Origin of the sequence: Pseudoalteromonas sp. P1-26, assembly GCF_001401795.1 — a bacterium.
Lineage (GTDB): Bacteria > Pseudomonadota > Gammaproteobacteria > Enterobacterales > Alteromonadaceae > Pseudoalteromonas.
On the sequence record NZ_LKDX01000003.1, the window covers coordinates 14,921 to 34,584 of the forward strand.

17 protein-coding genes are annotated in these 19,664 nt (G+C 42.6%); 7 read left to right on the forward strand and 10 right to left on the reverse strand.

The window, feature by feature from the left end; all coding sequences use genetic code 11:
* The first annotated feature begins 16 nt into the window (after window positions 1–16).
* Entirely contained in the window at window positions 17–826 is an 810-nt protein-coding gene (locus AN394_RS02760) for a DUF2797 domain-containing protein (protein ID WP_054560988.1), read from the forward strand.
* Here AN394_RS02760 and AN394_RS02765 read toward each other — a convergent pair.
* Entirely contained in the window at window positions 823–3,327 is a 2,505-nt protein-coding gene (locus AN394_RS02765; RefSeq protein ID WP_055020744.1) for an EAL domain-containing protein, read from the reverse strand. The two genes, AN394_RS02760 and AN394_RS02765, sit on opposite strands and share 4 nt — an antisense overlap.
* A gap of 78 nt (window positions 3,328–3,405) precedes the next feature.
* Here AN394_RS02765 and AN394_RS02770 point away from each other — a divergent pair, with 78 nt between their 5' ends.
* The gene (locus tag AN394_RS02770; RefSeq protein WP_054560990.1) at window positions 3,406–3,699 is read left to right on the forward strand and encodes a hypothetical protein; all 294 of its coding nucleotides are present in this window, start codon (window positions 3,406–3,408) and stop codon (window positions 3,697–3,699) included.
* Here the strand turns inward: AN394_RS02770 and AN394_RS02775 are convergent.
* From AN394_RS02775 to AN394_RS02800, 6 genes are all read right to left on the reverse strand, one after another.
* Window positions 3,696–4,616, reverse strand: coding sequence for a histone deacetylase family protein (locus AN394_RS02775; protein ID WP_054560991.1), 921 nt, complete (start codon window positions 4,614–4,616; stop codon window positions 3,696–3,698). The two genes, AN394_RS02770 and AN394_RS02775, sit on opposite strands and share 4 nt — an antisense overlap.
* A gap of 68 nt (window positions 4,617–4,684) precedes the next feature.
* Window positions 4,685–6,232 carry a serine hydrolase gene (locus AN394_RS02780; protein ID WP_055020745.1) on the reverse strand — a complete coding sequence of 516 codons (1,548 nt, stop codon included), beginning with the start codon at window positions 6,230–6,232 and terminating at the stop codon, window positions 4,685–4,687.
* Window positions 6,229–6,744 (reverse strand): gamma-glutamylcyclotransferase family protein, encoded by a 516-nt coding sequence (locus tag AN394_RS02785; protein ID WP_054560993.1) that lies wholly within the window; start codon window positions 6,742–6,744, stop codon window positions 6,229–6,231. The genes AN394_RS02780 and AN394_RS02785 overlap by 4 nt, the downstream gene beginning before the upstream one ends.
* Before the next feature lie 7 nt (window positions 6,745–6,751).
* On the reverse strand, window positions 6,752–7,372 hold the full coding sequence (locus AN394_RS02790; RefSeq protein WP_055020746.1) for a LysE family translocator: 621 nt from the start codon (window positions 7,370–7,372) through the stop codon (window positions 6,752–6,754).
* A 6-nt stretch (window positions 7,373–7,378) separates the two neighbouring features.
* The gene (locus AN394_RS02795; RefSeq protein ID WP_054560995.1) at window positions 7,379–8,161 is read right to left on the reverse strand and encodes a hypothetical protein; all 783 of its coding nucleotides are present in this window, start codon (window positions 8,159–8,161) and stop codon (window positions 7,379–7,381) included.
* Between the two features lie 3 nt (window positions 8,162–8,164).
* Window positions 8,165–8,635, reverse strand: coding sequence for a CreA family protein (locus tag AN394_RS02800; protein ID WP_054560996.1), 471 nt, complete (start codon window positions 8,633–8,635; stop codon window positions 8,165–8,167).
* Window positions 8,636–8,738: 103 nt separating this feature from the next.
* Here AN394_RS02800 and AN394_RS02805 point away from each other — a divergent pair, with 103 nt between their 5' ends.
* Window positions 8,739–9,326 (forward strand): outer membrane beta-barrel protein, encoded by a 588-nt coding sequence (locus AN394_RS02805; RefSeq protein ID WP_054560997.1) that lies wholly within the window; start codon window positions 8,739–8,741, stop codon window positions 9,324–9,326.
* 10 nt (window positions 9,327–9,336) lie between these two features.
* A complete protein-coding gene (locus tag AN394_RS02810; RefSeq protein ID WP_054560998.1) occupies window positions 9,337–9,666 on the forward strand; it encodes a 5-carboxymethyl-2-hydroxymuconate Delta-isomerase in 330 nt (109 codons plus the stop codon).
* Here AN394_RS02810 and AN394_RS02815 read toward each other — a convergent pair whose 3' ends face one another.
* Window positions 9,667–11,796, reverse strand: coding sequence for a winged helix-turn-helix domain-containing protein (locus AN394_RS02815; protein ID WP_055020747.1), 2,130 nt, complete (start codon window positions 11,794–11,796; stop codon window positions 9,667–9,669). It abuts the gene before it with no gap.
* Between the two features lie 330 nt (window positions 11,797–12,126).
* Between AN394_RS02815 and AN394_RS02820 the strand changes: the two genes are divergently transcribed.
* Complete coding sequence (locus AN394_RS02820) at window positions 12,127–15,147, forward strand: TonB-dependent receptor domain-containing protein (RefSeq protein WP_055020748.1); 3,021 nt, start codon at window positions 12,127–12,129, stop codon at window positions 15,145–15,147.
* 60 nt (window positions 15,148–15,207) lie between these two features.
* Here the strand turns inward: AN394_RS02820 and zapE are convergent, their stop codons facing one another.
* A complete protein-coding gene (gene zapE / locus AN394_RS02825) occupies window positions 15,208–16,320 on the reverse strand; it encodes a cell division protein ZapE (protein WP_055020749.1) in 1,113 nt (370 codons plus the stop codon).
* Between the two features lie 58 nt (window positions 16,321–16,378).
* Here zapE and rsuA point away from each other — a divergent pair, with 58 nt between their 5' ends.
* Window positions 16,379–17,077: a 16S rRNA pseudouridine(516) synthase RsuA gene (gene rsuA / locus AN394_RS02830; protein WP_055020750.1), complete on the forward strand. Its 699-nt coding sequence runs from the start codon at window positions 16,379–16,381 to the stop codon at window positions 17,075–17,077.
* Between the two features lie 154 nt (window positions 17,078–17,231).
* On the forward strand, window positions 17,232–18,806 hold the full coding sequence (locus AN394_RS02835) for a methyl-accepting chemotaxis protein (protein ID WP_055020799.1): 1,575 nt from the start codon (window positions 17,232–17,234) through the stop codon (window positions 18,804–18,806).
* A gap of 61 nt (window positions 18,807–18,867) precedes the next feature.
* Here the strand turns inward: AN394_RS02835 and AN394_RS02840 are convergent, their stop codons facing one another.
* Window positions 18,868–19,650: a YggN family protein gene (locus AN394_RS02840; protein WP_054551020.1), complete on the reverse strand. Its 783-nt coding sequence runs from the start codon at window positions 19,648–19,650 to the stop codon at window positions 18,868–18,870.
* Window positions 19,651–19,664 lie beyond the last annotated feature (14 nt).

Below are 19,664 nucleotides of genomic sequence, written 5' to 3' on the forward strand. Positions count from 1 at the left end.
TAGGGGCCATGTAAAGATGCAAGGTACGATCAGAAAATTAAAATCGACACTGACCTCTCCTGTCGAATATCAATTACCTATCGGTGATGAGCTAGTTTCATTAAATGACTATATTGGTAAGCCGCTCACGCTGACATTCACCGGCAATATTTTTTGCTGTAACTGTGGTAAGAAAACCAAGAAAAGCTACTCTCAAGGCCACTGTTTTGTGTGTATGCGCAAACTGGCTAGCTGTGACATGTGTATCATGAAACCTGAAACGTGCCACTTTGATAAGGGTACCTGTCGAGAGCCACAGTGGGGTGAAGAAAACTGCATGATCCCGCATTACGTGTATTTAGCCAACACCTCAGGCCTAAAAGTAGGTATTACCCGCCATACTCAAATTCCTACACGCTGGATTGACCAAGGTGCGACGCAAGCTTTACCTATATTCAAAGTACAAACCCGCCTTCAATCGGGTTTAGTTGAGGTTGCTTTAGCCGAGTTTATTGCTGATAAAACCAATTGGCGAAACATGCTGAAAGGCCAATCTGAAGCGATTGATTTAAAAGCCGCTGCTGCAGAGTTGATCCCACAAATTGATGCTAAGTTGAGTGAACTTGCAGAGCTATTTGGCGCAACAGCCATTGAAAAGCTCGATGAAGATGTAGTTGAGCTAGACTACCCAGTCAGTGAATACCCAAGCAAAATCAGCTCTTTCAATTTTGATAAAGCACCAGAAGTATCAGGTATTTTAAAAGGCATTAAAGGCCAGTACTTAATTTTTGATACTGGCGTCATTAATATTCGTAAGTTTACTTCTTACGAAATTAGCCTAGCTTAGGCACTTTTTTCGCTATTGAGGTAAAAGTCATACCATTGCTGCTTCGCTATTGGGCGGCAAAAGTAATAGCCTTGAATGGTATCGCAGTTAAGTGAACGTAAGTAATTTAACTGCTCTACCTTCTCTACCCCTTCCGCGACAACATGAATACTTAAACTTTTCGCCAGGCTAATAATCGCCGTGACAATTTCACTGTTACCGTATTCATCGGGCACTTTTGCGATAAAGCTGGCATCTATTTTTAACGTATCAATTGGCAGTTTGGTTAAGTAGCTTAAAGCCGAATAGCCCGTTCCAAAGTCATCTAACGTAATATGCACACCTAGCTTTTTAAGCGCGAGTAACTCTTGCTTAGCCTCACTAAAGTGGCTGATAAAACAGCTTTCAGTGAGCTCTACTTCAAGCTTGTGTGGGTCTACATCGTAACGCTCAAGTAAGCGCTCAACATTCGATGCTAGTTGCCCCTGACGTAAGTGATTTGCCGAAATATTAATTGCTAAGCGCCCTGCCTCAATGCCTTGTTTCTGCCATTTTTCTAACTCTTTACAAGCTTGCTCGATGACCCATAAATCAAGTTTCACAATTAGGCCTAGTTCTTCAGCAAGGGGAATAAATTTAGCGGGTGATATCACCCCAAGGTTTGGCTCATGCCAACGCAAGAGAGCCTCTACCCCTAAAATTTTGCCTGAATTTAACTCCTGCTTAGGTTGGAAATAAAGCTCAAACTCATCGCTTTCTATGGCGTTTTGTAATCGGCTCATCATTGCCAATCGCTCTAAAGAACGTGCATTCATCGCAGGCTTGAATAATTGAAATGAATTACGCCCCACTTCTTTAGCACGGTACATAGCAATATCTGCATGCTTAAGCAGTGTAGCGCTATCTACGCCATCATCAGGGTAAACCGCAGCGCCAATAGAAGCTGTAATTGCAACCACATGCTCGTTAATAGCAAGCGGCATACTCACCTGCTGCAAGACTTGTTCGGCAAAGTTGAGCAGTGTTTCAACCCGATTTACTTCGCATAATAAAACAAACTCATCGCCACCTAAGCGCGCAAGAGTATCCCCTTCAGGTAGAATTGATAAAATACGCTCTGCCACTTGCTGCAATAAGTTATCACCAGCGTCATGTCCTAAGCTGTCGTTAACCTCTTTGAAGCGGTCTAAGTCGATAAACATCACCGCTAATAGATCGTGGTTTCGTTTGGCGCTGCTAAGAGCTATTGAGAGTCTGTCATGAAATAAGCGCCGATTAGGCAGGCCTGTCAGCTCATCGTAATAGGCGAGCTGGGCAATTTTTTCTTCGGCACGTTTGCGCTCTGTAATGTCGCTAAAAATTGCCGCATAAAGCACTTCATCAAAGTTAGGGTCTTTAATCTGGATAATGGTGAGCCACTCTACAAACTCTTCACCATCTTTTTTGCAATTACAGATCTCCCCTTGCCAGACCCCTTCGTATTCAATGGCATGCCACATTTTTTGATAAAACGAACGGCTATGTTTTGTAGAGCTTAAAATATTGGGACGCTTACCGATTACTTCATGCTCAGCATAGCCGGTCAGTTTAGTAAAAGCAGGGTTAACTTGAATAATAGTGCCGTCTTTACGGGTTAACATAATGCCATCGAGTGAGGCATCAATAATTTTATTTGCTAAAAATAGGTTACGTTGTGACTTTTGCAAAGCAATATCACGCTGCTCTATGGCCCGTTCAAGCTCGCAGCAATAAGCTGACTCAATCTCTGTGATCAAATCAGCAAATGAAATCACCCCGCAAATTTCATCATCTCTGACCACCAAATGACGCACATTACGCTCTGTCATAGTGCGATACGCATCAAATAAACTGCTTTCACAATCAATTTCAATTAACGGGTAGCTAGCATATTGCCAACAAGGATTTAGCCACTCGGTTTGAATGATCAGCTCAACAATATCACGCTGAGTAATAATACCGTGCAGTTCAAGCTCTCGGTTATAAACCAGTACACTATCAAGGCGGCCTGCGCGCATCAGTTGCACAACCTCTTCTATCGGTGTTTGCGCATCAACTATCTCTAGGTCAGTGCGATACTGCTCATGAATAGGTCGAAATTGTAGGTAGTGGTCCAAACCTTGGTTATGCACAATATCCGAAAGGTTTAACATACCTGCAGGCTGATTCTCACTATCCATCACCAATAAATGACGAATGCCATGCTGTTGAAAACGTAGGGTTGCATCACTGACAGAGCATTGATTTGGTACTGTAATAACAGGCGCCGACATGACCTCGTGAATGGCAAGGTTCTTATAGAGCGGGCTGCTGATGTCAATTTTCAAACAATCAGCCTCAGTCCAAATCCCAACAACAGACTGCTCATGCTTGATAAAAATCGCCGTCACATTGTGAACATGCATCAACCTCACCGCATCGACCAAAGGCGTATGCGCAGGACACGATACCAGCTTTTGCGAAAAGACATCACTCACCTTTTGATGTCGTCTTGGTTGATTCATAAGTCGACTTTCCTAGTTCTTACATGAATTGGCAATTATAATCATTTCAACCTATGCAACTTTGACACAGGACAATAAATGCACTCATCATTTCCTAAGATTATTTTTTCAGACCATGAAATAGCATTAGTTGAAGACGAAGCCGATATAGAAAGCTTTTTATATGGCTTAAGTGAAGAGCAGCAACATGAAGCGATGCTACTTTTGGCAACAGGGCAGTATGTCAACTTGCAGGGAGAAAGCGTGAAAGCATTAACTGATATAGAGCTTGCTAATAGAGTGACTGAGCACCTAGCACAAGAGGGAGTATGCTGTTTAAGTAAGGTTACTCGGCTTACACCAACGCAAGCCTTTGCGATGCTGGCAGATTAAGGCGCATCCACCAGCGCTTTAATGTGCGCAACGGCACTACGACCTAGAGCTGATAAAGCATAGCCCCCTTCAAGATAAGAGATAATCCCTTTGCAATCTTGCTGCTGACAAAACTCAGCTAATTGCGTGGTTAGCCATGCGTAATCGTCTTCAACAAATTTCAGGCTTGCCATGTCATCTTCAAGGTGAGCATCAAAGCCAGCACTAATAAACAACAGTTCAGGTTTAAATTCATTGAGTTTTGGCAGCCACTGCTCAAGGTAAACAGCTTTTAAGTCATTACCATCACTGGCAATTGGCAGCGGTGAGTTAACTAAAGTCGCGTTATTTTCAACCGCAGTATTTGGGTAAAAAGGGTGTTGAAACAAAGAGCAAAACAACACATTGTCATCATCTAAAAAGATATCTTGCGTGCCATTACCGTGGTGTACATCAAAGTCCAAAATAGCGATACGTTTAACACCTTTGCTTTGCGCGTATTTCACGGCAATGGCTAGGTTATTAAAAACGCAAAAACCTGCAGAAGTGCTGCGGTTTGCATGATGCCCTGGCGGTCTAACCGAGCAAAATGCGGCATCCAGTTTATCAGCAAGGATTTCATCAACGGCGAGTAATCCAGCACCAACGGCTCGTTCAATTGCTTTCATTGAATCTGGGCACAGCCATGTATCGCCGTCTAATTCAGCAAGTCCTTCATCGGGAATTGTTTGCTCTACATGGCTTACCAAAGGTTCATCATGAGCACGTAAAAAGTCGTCGCGGCTGGCTTTAGGAGCTTGTAAGTGAGTAATTGCTATATCAACACCACTTGCTAGCAAGCGGTCGGTGATCACATCTAAACGCGCAGGGCATTCGGGGTGATCCTCAATCATTTTATGTTTACGACAAAATGGATGTGAGATAACTGCCGTTCTCATAATACGCTCCTTGAATTATTTTCCCCCAGTATAACAAAGCCACCTAATGGTGGCTTTGCGACTTTGGTTTACTTTTTAGCGCGTAAATCTAAATTCCTAAAGTCAAAACTAAAGTCTGTGACCGCCGTTGAGACAGCGCGCATTTTTGCACTACTCACTCGGTTATCAGGGCTCATTTGAAACTCAATGTAAGCATCTGCCTCAAGTAACTTTTCATCCCACTTAACAATAAATGTATTGCCGGTGTAATGCTCAAGCTGACCTTTCAAACGCTTTGTATGAGTAAAATCAATACGTAGCTGACCATTTAACTCCTCGATTACCACATCACCATACCAGTTATCGTGCAGTGTGCCTGTGTAGTTGATGTTTGGTAGTTTCGCTTGATAATCTGCAGGTGTTTCTGGTTTTGCGTTTGCGTAAGCTTCTTTTTTACCTTCAAAGTGCTTTTTAGCAAGATCTTCAACCCAGTCTTTGTCTTCAAGATCTAATGCATCTTCTAATACTTCATAGGTCACCGCAGAGAGCGCGCTGAATGCTTGCTGGTTACTCAGAATAACAATACCGAGGTTTTTCTCTGGTAATAATGTCACTTGAGACACCATGCCTAAGATACCACCACCGTGGCCCAGCTTTTTAATGCCGTGGAAATCTTCAATGCTCCAGCCTAAACCATAACCTCTGAATTGTTGGTGGTAAGCTTCATAAGCACTTTTTGATGCCATTGACGTAATGTGTGGATGCCACATTTGTTGCTGCTGTTTTTCAGTGAATAACTGCTGGCCATTTGGCATTTTGCCATGAGCAAGCTGCGTGCGAAGCCAATGGCTCATATCGCTTACGCTTGATGCAATCGCACCAGCGCCACGGAAATCTTCAAGGTAGTTCACAAAAAATGGGTGTAGTTGGCCATCCATTGGAATATGACCCGTCGCCCAGTTTTTATTGCTACTAGGGATACGTGAAAAACCTGCGCGTGAGTTTTTCATATCAAGTGGCTGAAGAATATTTTTCTCGATGTAATCATTCCAGCTCATGCCAGACACACGGGCTACCACCTCACCTGCTGTCACAAACATTAAGTTGTTATAGGCGTATTTACTGCGAAAGCTACTCGCCGGTTTTAAGTATTTTAGCCCTGCGATAATTTCATCAATCGATTTGTCAGTATCTGGCCAAATCATTAAATCGCCTTGCCCTAAACCCAAACCGCTACGGTGGCTTAATAAATCGCGAATGGTCATTTCACGTGTTACATAAGGGTCATACAGACGAAACTCAGGAAGATGATCAATTACTTTGTCATCCCAGCTAAGCTTACCTTCATCAATTAATTTAGCTAACGCTGCTGCGGTAAATGCTTTGGTGTTTGACGCGATACCGAATAAGGTGTCTTTATTTACTTTTTTACCGGTATCAAGGTGAGATACACCAAAACCTTTTGCTAACACGACCTGGTCATTTTCAACAATCGCTACAGCCATACCCGGTACGTCAAAACGTGCCATTGACGTTTCGATTACTTTTTCAATTTTTTTAGTCTCAATATCGGCATAACTGTAAAACGAACAGCTCGATAACAGCGCCGCTGCAACGGCTAATTTACGAAATATCATAATATCCCTTGATGATTTTTATTGTTGTGAATAGCGAACTCTTTCGCTGCTCGGGTTTTATCTGGATCATCGCAACTTGGTCTTGCGAGTATTGCTTCACTGTAATGATTTGGTACACCTGCTTCAAGCGCTCCGCGATGAACATGCTGAAGATACCAGTCGAATGGCAGTAAAGACTCATCTAAGGTATTAGCAATATAACAATGGGCAGCAAGTTGCTCGCCATCAATGAGTTCAACGGTGATATCTACACAGTCATAACGCGGCCCTTCGATATCATCAAGAATCGACTTTTCAGCTTCGTTTAACTGATACACAACACCATATACCAAGGCATCTGCCTGATCTGTTTTGCGCACGCTGCACTTTGCAGAGCCGTCGGTACTTACCATATCAAACGTCAGCTCATAGCCCTTTAAAATAGCTGTGCCTACCCGCTTTGCTTCAGGCAGCCTTGCCAGCAATCTGCTCGATGACATATTTGAACCAAATGAAAAGTTATATAGCGTCATACTTACCTCACACAACAACGCGAATAGCTAAGGCAATTAAGATCACGCCAATGCCTCTATCAAACCAGTATCCGCTTTTTAAGAAAAATGCTCGCACTGATGCTTTTGATAACACCAATGATAAAAATGAAAACCACAGCCAAGTCGCCATTGCCATATACATGCCATAACCAGCCTGCACTACAACAGGTGTTTCAGGGCTTATTACAAGAGTAAACAACGACATAAAAAACAGTGTTGCTTTGGGATTAAGGGCATTGGTAAAAAAACCGCGTCGAAATGCTTTATACACCGATTCAGGCTCAGCAGGGGCAAGGGTTTGCTGTTTACTATCGCTAGGTTTTGCGCTTCGTAACGCTTGCACACCCAAGTATGCCAAATAAGCCCCTGCAAGGTATTTTAAAGCCATGAATAAGCTAGGTGACTGAGATAAAATTAATGCCACACCTAATACACAATAAGCAATATGCAGCAAAATAGCCGCACCAACCCCAGCACTGGTCCAAAGCGCATTTTTACGACCTTGTTGAATACTTTGCTTTAGTACAATTGCAAAGTCAGGACCTGGGCTTGCTACCGCAAAAAAGTGAGCTATGGCTATTAATAAAAACTCATCTAAATACTGCACTCAATATTACCCTACTGCTTGTTCATCTAATGCTAATAACAACGGATTTGCACTGTCATTTACCAATGCTTTAATTTGCTTTTGCGCTTTTTTATATTGGCTGCGTAAATGGGGTTTTAAAAACTTCTTCGACTGATTATCCCCTTTAAAATGCGTAACCAACGCATGCATAAATAGCGTTTGTGGCTCAGTCAGCGCTGCTTGGCGATTGGCATAAGGGTTATAACCGCAGCCGCAGCCACCTTTAAATTGATACACCGTATTACTCATCATCACCCCAAAGCCTAAATAGCATGCCAACGCATCGCTTGCTTGCGGTAAGTACTCTTTACCGCCGGGAGGTAAGACACCCACATGGTGAATCAAAATGGTCGCTAAGGTACCAGCAAAACTTGCCACTAAATCTTGCGGTTGATTGATTTGGTTCGGGTTAAAGGAGATATTCACCGGATGATTTGCCGGCACAATTAAGCTCGCCTCGCTACCGCGTAAATTGTCTTGAAATTCAAAATGCGGAAACACCTGCGGTGTAAGCCCAGATGGCGCAACTAAGTTAATTGGCCACGCCTGCATCCCCGCATAATCAACAACTCGACTAAATACTTTTTCAGCCATTTCACTGACGCTAGACACCCTATCCGGAAAGAACTGCCCGTTAGGTAAAATGATTTGTGTGTGTTTTAAAAAATATTCACTATCAAAGTGTTCAACAGCCCATAAAAAGGTATCGATTAACCACTGCTGCTCTTGCTCATCAACAAGTGGGGCCGACTTAAATAACGCTAACATAAATTACTCTTGTGATTGTGCCCATTGCCATGCATCCGTATTGTAAAGAGGCACTGTTGATAAAGCATGATGATGGCTGCCGCTCGACTCTTTCGTTGAATAAGACAAATATAATAAAGTGCGTGTTGGCGCATCATAAATACGACGTACTTTTAACGATTTAAACAAAATACTTTTCGATGATTTAAATACCACTTCGCCTGATTTACTGCGGTCAATTTGTTTTAATTGGTCAGCGGTAATGGGGCCTGTTTGACGACAGGCAATAGACATATCAGATGGATCAGCAAAATCAAGGTTCGCTTCAATATGGCTAATGTGACAAGTAACACCGCTGATCAGCGGGTCTTGTTGTGATACCACTTTAATATCTTTGGTCGTAAATAATCCTAAACTCACCGAAGCAGCATCATCCGAGCAACCACTCAACAAAATCAGTGGCGCAGTAAGAGCAGCTAATTTTAGTAACTTCATCCTAGTGTTCCTTATTAAAAAGCGATAGTTGTCCGTTTACAACGATTTGCTTGCTATGTTTCAATACTATCTCAAAATATCTTCAACAACGAGCACCTAAACAATGAAAAAATCGCTTGGTTTACTGTGTTTAATGTTCTTAAGTAGTACAGCTCAAGCTGACTACTCTATTAGCGCTGGTTTCGGCAAAAACTTTACTAACTCGGTGCAAACCGAAGAAAACCTTAAAATTGAGCTTGAGGATGACAGCCATTTTACTGTCAGCCTAGATAGAACCATTGATAATGCTCGTTATGGTTTTTTTTATTCAGCAACCGAGCTTGATATGAAAGACCAAACTAACAAGCAAGTCGAGATGCAATACCTGCTATTTCAAAGTGCCGTAGAAGTGCCATTAGCTGACCGTATAGTTGGTTTTGTTGGTGCCCAAATTGGCGCAAACCACGTCAGCACTGACTTTGCCGACTCTGATACATATTTTACCTCTGGCCTTTATGCTGGCGCAGATTATTTATTTACTGAACAAGCACGGGTTTATGTTGAAACTCGCTGGCTGGCAACTATTGTAAATAATGCAAGTAACGTATCGTGCACATTGCCAACATCAGAAGACGACCAATGTCTATGGCACTTTGATGGTGATGTGTTAAACCAATTTCAGACAAACATCGGTTTTAGTTACCGCTTTTAAGGAAGACCCCATGCCGCACATTGTTATAGAACACTCAGAAGACTTGCCAATTCTGCCACAAGTGTTAGTTGAAAAAGTTCACCAAGCCGTTTTTGACTCAGGCTTATTTGAGCTTTCGACCATAAAGACTCGTGCAATTGCTTATCAGCATTACGAATTAGGTGAAGGTAAAGATGGCTTTATTCACATCGGCGCATCAATCATGGCAGGCAGAACCATAGAGCAAAAGCAAATGCTCAGTGAGCAATTACTAAGTTGCTTAAGAACATACTGCCGCCGCTCGTATAGCTTAAGCGTTAATATTTACGATATGGATGCTGACATCTACCGTAAGTGTTAGTTACTTTGGTAAATAGGCTGCGGGTAAGCGCTTGATTTCTATCTCAGGCGATAAGTACGCGGTGTAAACCAGCCAACGCTCATTGGGTATGTAGGTCAAGCCCGATGAGCGACTATAAGCTCGCTCCGGTAAAGCAATTAAATCATGATGCTGCTTATTTGCTAAGTCATAGTAGCTAATACGGTAATCACCTAAGCGTTCTTTATAATAATAAATACGCCCCTCATGATACGCGTTCTTTGCCACCAGCAACCATGCATAACTGCGCGCCAACTTAACATCGTTCACCAGCATTTCTTCAACACCGGAATCATGATGTTTAATCCAAATAGCATGGCGCGAGTTGGTAAATAAAATATCGCCTGATTGTGTTTCAACGCCATACTGTGCAGGCACGTCAACAGCTTTACCTAGGCTTTTACCTGTTAAGTCATAACGATATAAGTAGTCACCATCAGAGACTAAAATATGCTGGCTATCAGTGCTAAACTTGGGTTTAATTGCATGACTAAATGGCAGCTTGATTTGCTGGCTTTGCTCTACTTTGAAATCATAAACATATAAGCGGGTACTGCCATTGTCATACAATGAAAACAAAATATAGCGTCCATCGGCTGACCAGGTTGGATCACGAACTTCCCCCGTGTTATGTGCAAAGTCAGTAAGCTGCTTTCGCGAGCTACTATCGGGGTTAACAATCCAAAGCTGTGAACTGCCCGATTCATTCGACACATACAGCAGTTTATTTTGCTGCTGATTATATTCAGGGAATAGCGAGCTAAAATTGGTCGACAACATAGAAAACGGTGAATTGGCCACTTGTTCGTCTATTTTCAAACGCGTGATCACCTTGTCCAAATCCCACTGATGATAATAAACACTGCCATCGCTACTGTAATTAGGTGAGCTCATGCCCGCAATTTGCGTGTTGATTAGGGTTTGATTATTAATATCATAGAAGTAGCCATACCGTTTGCCGCCCTCAACTGCACTAAACGCCAATTGTTCTTTAGATGGATGCCAATCCACACCATGAATATCTACAAAATCATGAGTTAAGCGTTGACTTTGCCCTGTTTTAACATCAATTAAAAACAGCGCTTTTTGGTTGTTTTTAACAGTACGCGAAACCACAACTCGCTGTGCATCCGGCGAAAACGACACTGACTCATACACAGTTTCGCAGTCATCATTACAAGGAATAACTGTTTCTTTTGTATGTTTTGCCTGTAAATCGAGCAGTTTGATACGAGTGACATAGTCACCTGACTTACTTGTATGATCAGCAATGTAGGCCAAGGTTTTACCATCACTACTGATATCAAGATCAGGCGCATAGTTATTACTGCACTCACCTAGCACGACACTGGTGGCATTTACCAAAGAGAGTTTTACAATTTCACAGGCATCAGAGGCCATGCGGTAATAATATAATGTGTTTGCATCAGGGCTAAACACAGAGCGCCCTTCTGTAAAAGGTGAGTCCGTTAATTGCTTTGCTGGGTGCTCAGGAAAATGTAAATCCCGTAAATACAGGTTATTTGGTTTACCAAGTTGTCGCCATGAATACACCAAATAGTGCTGATCATCAGAAATTGAAGGATAAATCTCACGACCAGGGCTTGCCGTCACGCTTTCGATGCTATTAAGCGGCAACACAAAGCTTGAATTTGTTTGCTTAGCAGGCGAAGAGAACAACCAATACATCACAACCAAGCTAATGACACACAAAGCCACAAATAGCTGGCGGATTTGCGCAGTAGTGATACTAAAACCCACTGACTTTTCTTTATCGGTTGTATCTATTGGCTCGGGCTTTAACAAAACGCGATAACCCGTTTTTCGTAATGTCTCTATGTAAGTTTGTTCTGGGTCGAGCTCTTTAAATGCTTTTCGTAAATGCCAAATAGCATTTGTTAAGGCTTTTTCACCGACATAAAAATTGCCTTCCCATACATGATTGATGAGCTCTTCACGGGTGATTGGTTCGGGGTAACGCGCCACTAAGCAAGCTAACAACTCAATAAACTTAGGCTGCAAAAGCTGTTCACTGCCATTGCAGATCAGTTTATTTTCGAGAGGGTTAACAATACATGAGCCCAGCTGATAAACGCGATTAGATGTTTCCATTTACTCTAAATAAAACCCCATTTTAGAAGTACAGCAGTATAAAGCCCTATCAATTTATCGTAAAAGCAGCCCTTTCACCAGCTTTAACGTTGCAAAACAGTTAACAATGAATATTTCTTAACCCACTGATTTTAAATAAATAGATATTCAATAGATATAAAATAGAGACATAAACGAGCCACCTAAGATTGTAGTTAGGTTCACATTTCTATAAAAATTTTTACGTCAATACCGACCAGCCAGAGTGTTGTTCACTGTAAATTTTAACTGCCCTTAAAAAGAGCATCACTCTGGTTCTAAAAACTAAAAATAAAACAACTAGGAACGCCTGTGAGAAATCTACTAACCAAACCTTGTGCTATTGCACTTGCTGTTGCCAGTGGTTTTAGCCAACATGCATTTGCCAATGAGGCTGAGATTGCCCGCCCTGCCAACACCACTCCAGCCGCTAATGAACAAACTGAAGAACCTGAAAAAATCGTTGTAACGGGTTCACGTATTAAACGCGATAGTTTTTCAATTCCAACACCGTTGGTCACAATGGACCGTGAAGCTATTGCCGATACAGGTTTAACCAACTTATCAGATATTCTGGTTGATAACATGCCAGCTCTTAGCGAGAGCATAGGTAACACCACCAGCCAATCAAGTGTATCAGCAACCGGTTTATCGACAGTGCAACTTCGAGATTTAGGCGCTAACCGTACCCTTACATTGATTGATGGTCGTCGTGTTGTTTCAAACAGCTACAGTGGCAACTATGTCAGTTTAAATACCATTCCTAGCGGTATGGTTGAGCGCGTTGAAATAATCAGTGGCGGTGCATCTGCAACCTATGGTGCCGATGCTGTAGCAGGTGTGGTGAATATTATCACCCAATCAAAAAAAGAAGGCTTTGATTTTAAAGCGAACACAGGTGAAACCACCGATGGCGGCGGTAAAGAATTTACCCTTGATTTAAACTACGGTACCTCGTTTGCTGAAGATCGCGGTTACGCCTATTTCAGTGCCAACTGGGACCGTGATTTCGGTATGACTTTTTACGATCGTAAACGCGCACAAATCGAAGATAGTTACGATTACGATCCAGATCGCATGTGTAATGTAATGCAAACAGCAGATGGCGATCAATGTATGCGTGACATCACACAAGCTGATTGGGTTAGCAAAAGCGACGGTATTCCGGGCGGTGTGTTCTTAGAAAATAGCCGTAACGACACACAATTTTGGTATGACGGTCAAACTCTACGTGATGACTGGAAAGGCAACGAAGAAATTTACGGTGTGAATTCTAGGCAATACGTGATGCTTGATGTACCAAGCGATAACGCATCTGCTGCAGTTAAAATTGATTACGACTTAACTGACGATGTGATGTTCTACGCGCAAGTTCAATACAGTGAAAGTGGCTCTTTTAACAATAAGTCGCCTGAAGATGAATACGAAGGTGCCTATGTACCGCGTTATGACCCGACCACGGGCGAGCCCCTTGCAGATGTAGCACCGGGTTACATCCCAATCGACAACCCATATGTTCCGCAAGAAATCCTCGATGCCAACCCATATAAAGATCGTATTTATTGGGATCGCCGCTTCAGTGAAGTGGGGAATATCAGCACTGATAATACCCGTAAAACGATTCGTAGTTGGGCAGGTCTTCAAGGCACATTATTTAATGACGAGTGGGACTGGGATCTATCTGCAAGTTATGGTCGTTTTACCCAACACCAAATTCGTAGCAATGAATTAAATACTGTAAAACTTAATCAAGCTTTGCAAGCAGAAGAGTTAGCGGATGGCACCATTCAATGTATTGATGAAGCAGCTCGTGCTGAAGGCTGTGTGCCAATTAACTTATTTGGTGAGGGATCTATCACCGATGAGATGGCTGCTTGGATCCGTACCAACCCAATTATTGATACCGAAATAAAACAATACGGTGTGGTTGGCTACGTTGCGGGTGATTTATTTGAATTACCAGCAGGCTCAGTATCCGCAGTATTTGGTGGCGAATACCGTAAAGACAGCCAAGACCTATCAACCAGCGACGACATGAAAGCAGGCGGTATTACCTTTAACTATGTACCAAATTTTTATGGTGAAGTTGAGGTCTATGAAGCCTTTGCAGAGCTTGCGATCCCACTTTTAAAAGATGCCCCTTTAGCAAAAAATTTAAGCGCAGAAACTTCATTACGTTTAGCTAACTACAGCATGGAAAACGTCAACACTGTTGCCAGCTACAAGCTAGGTGTATTTTGGGAACCAATCGAAGGCTATGCATTTAGAGCAAACTACGCTCGCGCTCAACGTGCTCCTACAATCACAGAGCTTATGTCACCACCGCGTGGCGATTACGACAGCTATGATGATATTTGTGACGGTTTAACGGCAACATCAACTAAAGCAGGTCACGATAACTGCCGCAAAGAACCGACGTTAGCTGCGCAACTTGCTGCTGATCCTAACTTTGAATTTAGCGATGAGAATAACAGTTACTCTCCAGGGGCAGGTAACGAAAATCTAAAAGAAGAAACCGCTGATACTTATACCTTTGGTGTGACAGTGGCTCCTGCCTTTTTAGAAAACTTTAATCTTGCCGTTGATTACTACGATATTGCGATTGTTGATGCGATTTCGCAGATCAGCAATGAAAACATCATGCGTGAATGTTACGACTCAGAAGCAGCATGGGGTGAAGACAACGTATTTTGTAATGATATTACCCGTAATAGCGAAGGTAACATTATCAAAATTCTTCAGCGTCAATATAACCTCGATGAGCTAACTGCACGTGGTTATGATGTGGTTGCACAGTACAAATTAGACTTAGATAACCTAGGTCAGTTGTCATTTAAACTAGATTACAACCATGTAATCGAAAACTCGCAAACCTATGAAGGACTTGATGGCAGCTTAGTAACCAGTCACTACGCAGGTTACGGCAGCAGCAAAGATAAAGCCTCAATGTCACTGACATGGCGTAACGATAACTTACGTATTCGCTGGCGTACAAATTACTTAGGCTCGTTTAAAGCAAGCCAGAGTCTTGAAGAAGATTATCAAGAGTATATTGCCGAAAACGATGCCCGCTGTGAGGCTGGTGAAGATACTTGTATCAGTAATCCAGAAAAACTTGCCTACCAAGATTATGGCTCGTTCTTAAAACACAGCCTTTCAGCGTCTTACACCATGTCACTTGGTGAACAGAGCCAATTGCGCGTATTCGGTGGTGTGAATAACGTGTTTGATAATAAAGGTGACTTTTATCCATATGGCCGTGGTAACTACTACAGCGCATACGGCGGTGGTGCTGGTCGCTACGTGTATGTAGGTGCTCAATATAGCTTTTAACCGTTTCATATGAAGATCCCCAGCTAGGCTGACATCAAAGGCGCATTTTTAATGCGCCTTTTATCTTTTCCAGCTTTGCATCTCAACTAATCGAGACTCGGTACGCGCATATTCAAATGCCAGTTTTTGGCCTTGATATAAATCGCTAATACCCACATCGGCCGAAATCACCAGTAATCGGCTGCGATCATAAAACTCATCAACCAAAGCAATAAAGCGCCGTGCCTCATCATCTAAAAAGTGTTCTTGTAAATCCTGCTTTTCTCGCTGATAACTATCTTCAATGCCATGCACAATTTGTTTACCTGTTGCTCCGCGCCCCATTACTGGCACATTGAGTAAATAAACGCGCTGAAAACGCTCTGCCAAATAAATATAATCCGCGGTGCTTCTAGGTCCTGAGCAAAGCATCATAAAATCAAACATAATGGCGTCTTGAGCTTGCATTACACAGCTAAGCTCGCGGTGGCAAACCTCTATCGTTGTTTGCCTTTGTATTACTTGCTCTTGCTTTAAAAAGCGCTCTGTTAGCGCCTTTTTGTTACCAATAAAATAATGTGCGGTTTGTTTTCCAAAGCGAAAGCGATGATCGGTATCGCCTTCAACACTTAAAACATGGCAATGCTCATTTAATAAATCGATAGTGGGTAAAAATCGTGCTCGCTGTAAACCGTTGCGATATAACTGCTCAGGTTTACAGTTCGACGTTGCCACTAACACTACTTGCTGCTCAAACAGGGCTTTGAATAAGCCACCCAAGATCATGGCATCACCAATATCAGAAACAAAAAACTCATCAAAACAAATCAAGCGAATGTGCTCTGCCCACTCTTTAGCAATCACAGTCAGCGGATTTTTCTGCCCTTGCAGCTGAGTTAAGCGCTCATGCACTTGCTTCATAAAATGATGAAAGTGCAAACGCTGCTTAGCTTCAATGTTAACAAGCTTGAAAAACACATCCATTAACATGGATTTACCACGCCCTACTGGGCCATATAAATAAACTCCTTTTATTGGCTTAGCGCTTTGCCACCAATGGCTTGGTGCAGCTAATTCTGTGGCTAGATTATCGAGAGCATTAATCGCTGTGCGCTGGGCACGGTCTTCTTGCAAATCACCTTTGGCTATTTGCGCTTGGTAATGCTGTAATATTTGTCCTTGCTGTACTGTCATAGGTAACTAGTATCCGCTATACTCGCCGCCATTGTAGCCGACTAAAAATGTGATCCCAATGAAATTTCCATGCCGTTTAGATAAATTTATCAGCCATATTGCCGAGTTACCTCGCAGCAAAACCAAAGCAGGTATCAAACGTAAATACGCCACTGTTAACGGCGAGGTGATCACCTCATTTGATTATTCAATCAGCCAAGATGATGACGTGCGCTGGCAAGGCGAGCCGCTGGTGTTTTTAGGTAAGCGCTACTTCATGCTTCATAAGCCAGCAGGCTATGTATGTGCCAATAAAGATGACCTTCACCCGACTGTATTTGACTTGCTTGATGAACCAAATATGAGCGACTTTCATGTTGCAGGCCGTTTAGATATCGATACCACAGGGTTAGTGATCATCACTAATGATGGCGACTGGTCACACAAAATTACTGCACCAAAGCATAACAAATTCAAAACATATTTAGTTGAAACTCAAGAACCTATCGATGAAGAAGCCATTACAGCGTTAGAGCAAGGGGTGCAATTGCACAACGAAAAAGAGCTAACTCGCCCTGCGGTTGTTGAAAAACTTGCAAGCTACAGCTTACGCCTTTCAATTTGCGAAGGTAAATACCATCAAGTTAAGCGAATGCTTGCTGCTGTAGATAATAAAGTTGTTGAATTACATCGTGAAAAAATAGCTGACATCACCCTCGACGAAAGCCTTGCAAGCGGTGAATATCGTGCCCTCACAGAAGCCGAACTGAAGCTCTAAATAGGTACTTGAGCAAAAATCATGATAACGCTGTCATTTTTCCTTAATAAAACCAGACAAACGTGGTAAAAGTTAACAGGGGAAATAATAAAGGAGGCTGACTGTGTTATCAGGATTAGCTTTAAAAACAAAAATTACCTTATTTGCTATCGCTATGTTTATTGCGTTATCTGCGATAGCGTTACTTGGCTTACAATCTTTACGCCATGCCAGCGAAAGCGACAATATCGCGCGTATCAATCAGCTCATGAAGAGCACCACCAATATTGTTGAGCAATTTGAGTTGATGGTTAAAAGCAATCAACTCGAAGAAGCACAAGCAAAGCAGCTCGCTATTCAGGTACTTCGAGAAAATAAATACCATGACTCAGAATATGTCTACGTCGTCGACAACAACTTAGATTTTGTTGCTACTCCGCACGACCCAGAACTACACGGTACCAGCTTTAACGATTTTAAAGATGCCAGCGGCAACAGTATCGGCCGTATGGTCGAAAATCTCGTGGGTAACACTACCAATAAAATCATCACCTATCACTGGGATTCAGTGCGAGATGGTGAAACCGTTGATTTAACCTCTGTAGTACAAAAAACACCGCTGTTTGGCTGGTATGTTGGTACAGGCATTAGCGCCAAAGAAGTTGATGAACGTTATTGGAATACTGCAAAGTGGCTGCTCGGCTTATCTATGCTTATTGCCATTGCGCTGACCTTTGCCATTGCCCGCTTTGGTTCATCGCTCACTAATGCCTTGGGCGGCGAAATTGACGAAGTAATTGGTATTGTAAAAAACGTCTCTCGCGGCAACTTAAACTCACATATTCGCCAAGATGCTCCACCTGAGAGCATTATTGCTGCCATGCATTACATGCAGCAAGGTTTACGTGGCGTTGTTGGCGGCATTAAAGGCGTTACAGATAGCTTAAAAAATCAAAGTGTTGATAACGAGTCTCGCTCTGTTGAGCTCGACAAACTGACTCGTAGCCTAAACGAAGAAACTCAAATGGTTGCTTCAGCTATTACCGAGTTAACAGCCTCAGCACAAACCGTTGTGGAGCATGCTGAACAAGCTGCTTACTCAGTGCAAGAAGCTGAGCAACAAGGTCAAAGTGCCAGCCACTTAACCAGCGAGGCTGCTGATACCATCGCGCTTTTAGAGCAGCAAATTGACAGCGCTGGTAATAACATTCAAGTGCTTGATGATGAAGTAAATAATATCGCTAATGTGCTCAGTGTTATTCAAGGTATTGCCGAACAAACGAACTTACTTGCGCTTAATGCGGCGATAGAAGCTGCCCGAGCAGGCGAGCAAGGACGAGGTTTTGCTGTAGTTGCTGATGAAGTTCGTGGGCTTGCTCAGCGCACACAGACCAGCACTGAAGAAATCCGCAATATGATTGGCAAACTACAAGCTGCAACCCAAGATGCCAAGTCATCTGTTTCGCTTAGTATTAGTACCAGTGAACAAACCGTTGAAAAGTCGACTAAAGCCAATGAAGAACTAAAACGCGTTGCCAGTTCACTCAGCGCAATCGCGCAAATGAGCCATCAGATAGCTATTGCTGCAAAAGAGCAGCTTGATGCCGGTGAAGACACTGCCAAACGTATCGTGACTATCTCAGACACCGCTTCACAAACGGCTGATGTATCAAATCAGGCCCATACAGCAACCGATTTGATCAAAGGTCTTACTAGCAATTTAGAAACTGAAACCGCTAAGTTTAGCTAATTCAAACAAGTAAAAACGAAAAAGCCCAGCAACTGCTGGGCTTTCTCGTTTTAAATTCGTATTAAGACTTTATTTGTACCAAATCAAAATCGGCCATCCCCGGCACCATTTGTTGTAAGCGCGATTCAGTGACATCCAATGAGTTCAAACACTCACAGTACTCTGAGGCTTTCATCTCTAATTGCTCAGCTTTCTTTTGCAGTGATTTATCAATTTCTTTTGAGATGATATCCATACGCTGCCCCATATCATTGATACGGTCTTCGATATTACCTTCGCGGGATTTAAAAGCATCGCCTAACGAGACTAAAATAGCGCCAAGTGATCCGTGCACTGCAGAGTGAATTTTCTGACTGATTTCTTTGGTAAAAAAGTCATCGATTTTCGACAGCGACTGTGGAGCAATAAAGAAAAAGTCATCACCACGCTTAAATTTATCCATCAGTGCACGCTCAACATATTGCAGCTGAGTTTTTAACACTTCTGGCTCTTTGTCTGACATGCCCTCAACAACTTGCTCGATAGCACTTAAGCCAAGGTTTACACCATCGGTCGCCAAGTCAACAAGCTCAGGGACGGTTTGCCTAATGCCTCGACTGAATTGCTCCACAACTTTGCTTTCATCAGGGCTTAAATCAACCCAATAACCTCGTATAAATAATTGGTTATCGTTGTTGATCTGTACGCGAGTTTGACCTTTATCAACGATACGAATGACATCATCGGTGATGATTAAGCCATGGCTTAGCTCTACATCGCATTGTTTTTTTTCTAGGGTTGCGTAGCTTGAAAAGCTAGAGAATGTAATGGCCGCTGCTAACAACGAGCGAGAAAAGAACGCCATATACACCTCAAAAA

Excerpts from the sequence above, each read along its gene's own strand:
- AN394_RS02785 (WP_054560993.1), bottom strand. The coding sequence starts at position 6,744 with ATGACGCTATATAACTTTTCATTTGGTTCAAATATGTCATCGAGCAGA.
- AN394_RS02805 (WP_054560997.1), top strand. The coding sequence starts at position 8,739 with ATGAAAAAATCGCTTGGTTTACTGTGTTTAATGTTCTTAAGTAGTACA.
- AN394_RS02775 (WP_054560991.1), bottom strand. The coding sequence starts at position 4,616 with ATGAGAACGGCAGTTATCTCACATCCATTTTGTCGTAAACATAAAATG.
- AN394_RS02795 (WP_054560995.1), bottom strand. The coding sequence starts at position 8,161 with ATGTTAGCGTTATTTAAGTCGGCCCCACTTGTTGATGAGCAAGAGCAG.
- AN394_RS02780 (WP_055020745.1), bottom strand. The coding sequence starts at position 6,232 with ATGATATTTCGTAAATTAGCCGTTGCAGCGGCGCTGTTATCGAGCTGT.
- zapE (WP_055020749.1), bottom strand. The coding sequence starts at position 16,320 with ATGACAGTACAGCAAGGACAAATATTACAGCATTACCAAGCGCAAATA.
- AN394_RS02810 (WP_054560998.1), top strand. The coding sequence starts at position 9,337 with ATGCCGCACATTGTTATAGAACACTCAGAAGACTTGCCAATTCTGCCA.
- rsuA (WP_055020750.1), top strand. The coding sequence starts at position 16,379 with ATGAAATTTCCATGCCGTTTAGATAAATTTATCAGCCATATTGCCGAG.
- AN394_RS02840 (WP_054551020.1), bottom strand. The coding sequence starts at position 19,650 with ATGGCGTTCTTTTCTCGCTCGTTGTTAGCAGCGGCCATTACATTCTCT.
- AN394_RS02835 (WP_055020799.1), top strand. The coding sequence starts at position 17,232 with ATGTTTATTGCGTTATCTGCGATAGCGTTACTTGGCTTACAATCTTTA.
- AN394_RS02815 (WP_055020747.1), bottom strand. The coding sequence starts at position 11,796 with ATGGAAACATCTAATCGCGTTTATCAGCTGGGCTCATGTATTGTTAAC.
- AN394_RS02800 (WP_054560996.1), bottom strand. The coding sequence starts at position 8,635 with ATGAAGTTACTAAAATTAGCTGCTCTTACTGCGCCACTGATTTTGTTG.
- AN394_RS02770 (WP_054560990.1), top strand. The coding sequence starts at position 3,406 with ATGCACTCATCATTTCCTAAGATTATTTTTTCAGACCATGAAATAGCA.
- AN394_RS02760 (WP_054560988.1), top strand. The coding sequence starts at position 17 with ATGCAAGGTACGATCAGAAAATTAAAATCGACACTGACCTCTCCTGTC.
- AN394_RS02765 (WP_055020744.1), bottom strand. The coding sequence starts at position 3,327 with ATGAATCAACCAAGACGACATCAAAAGGTGAGTGATGTCTTTTCGCAA.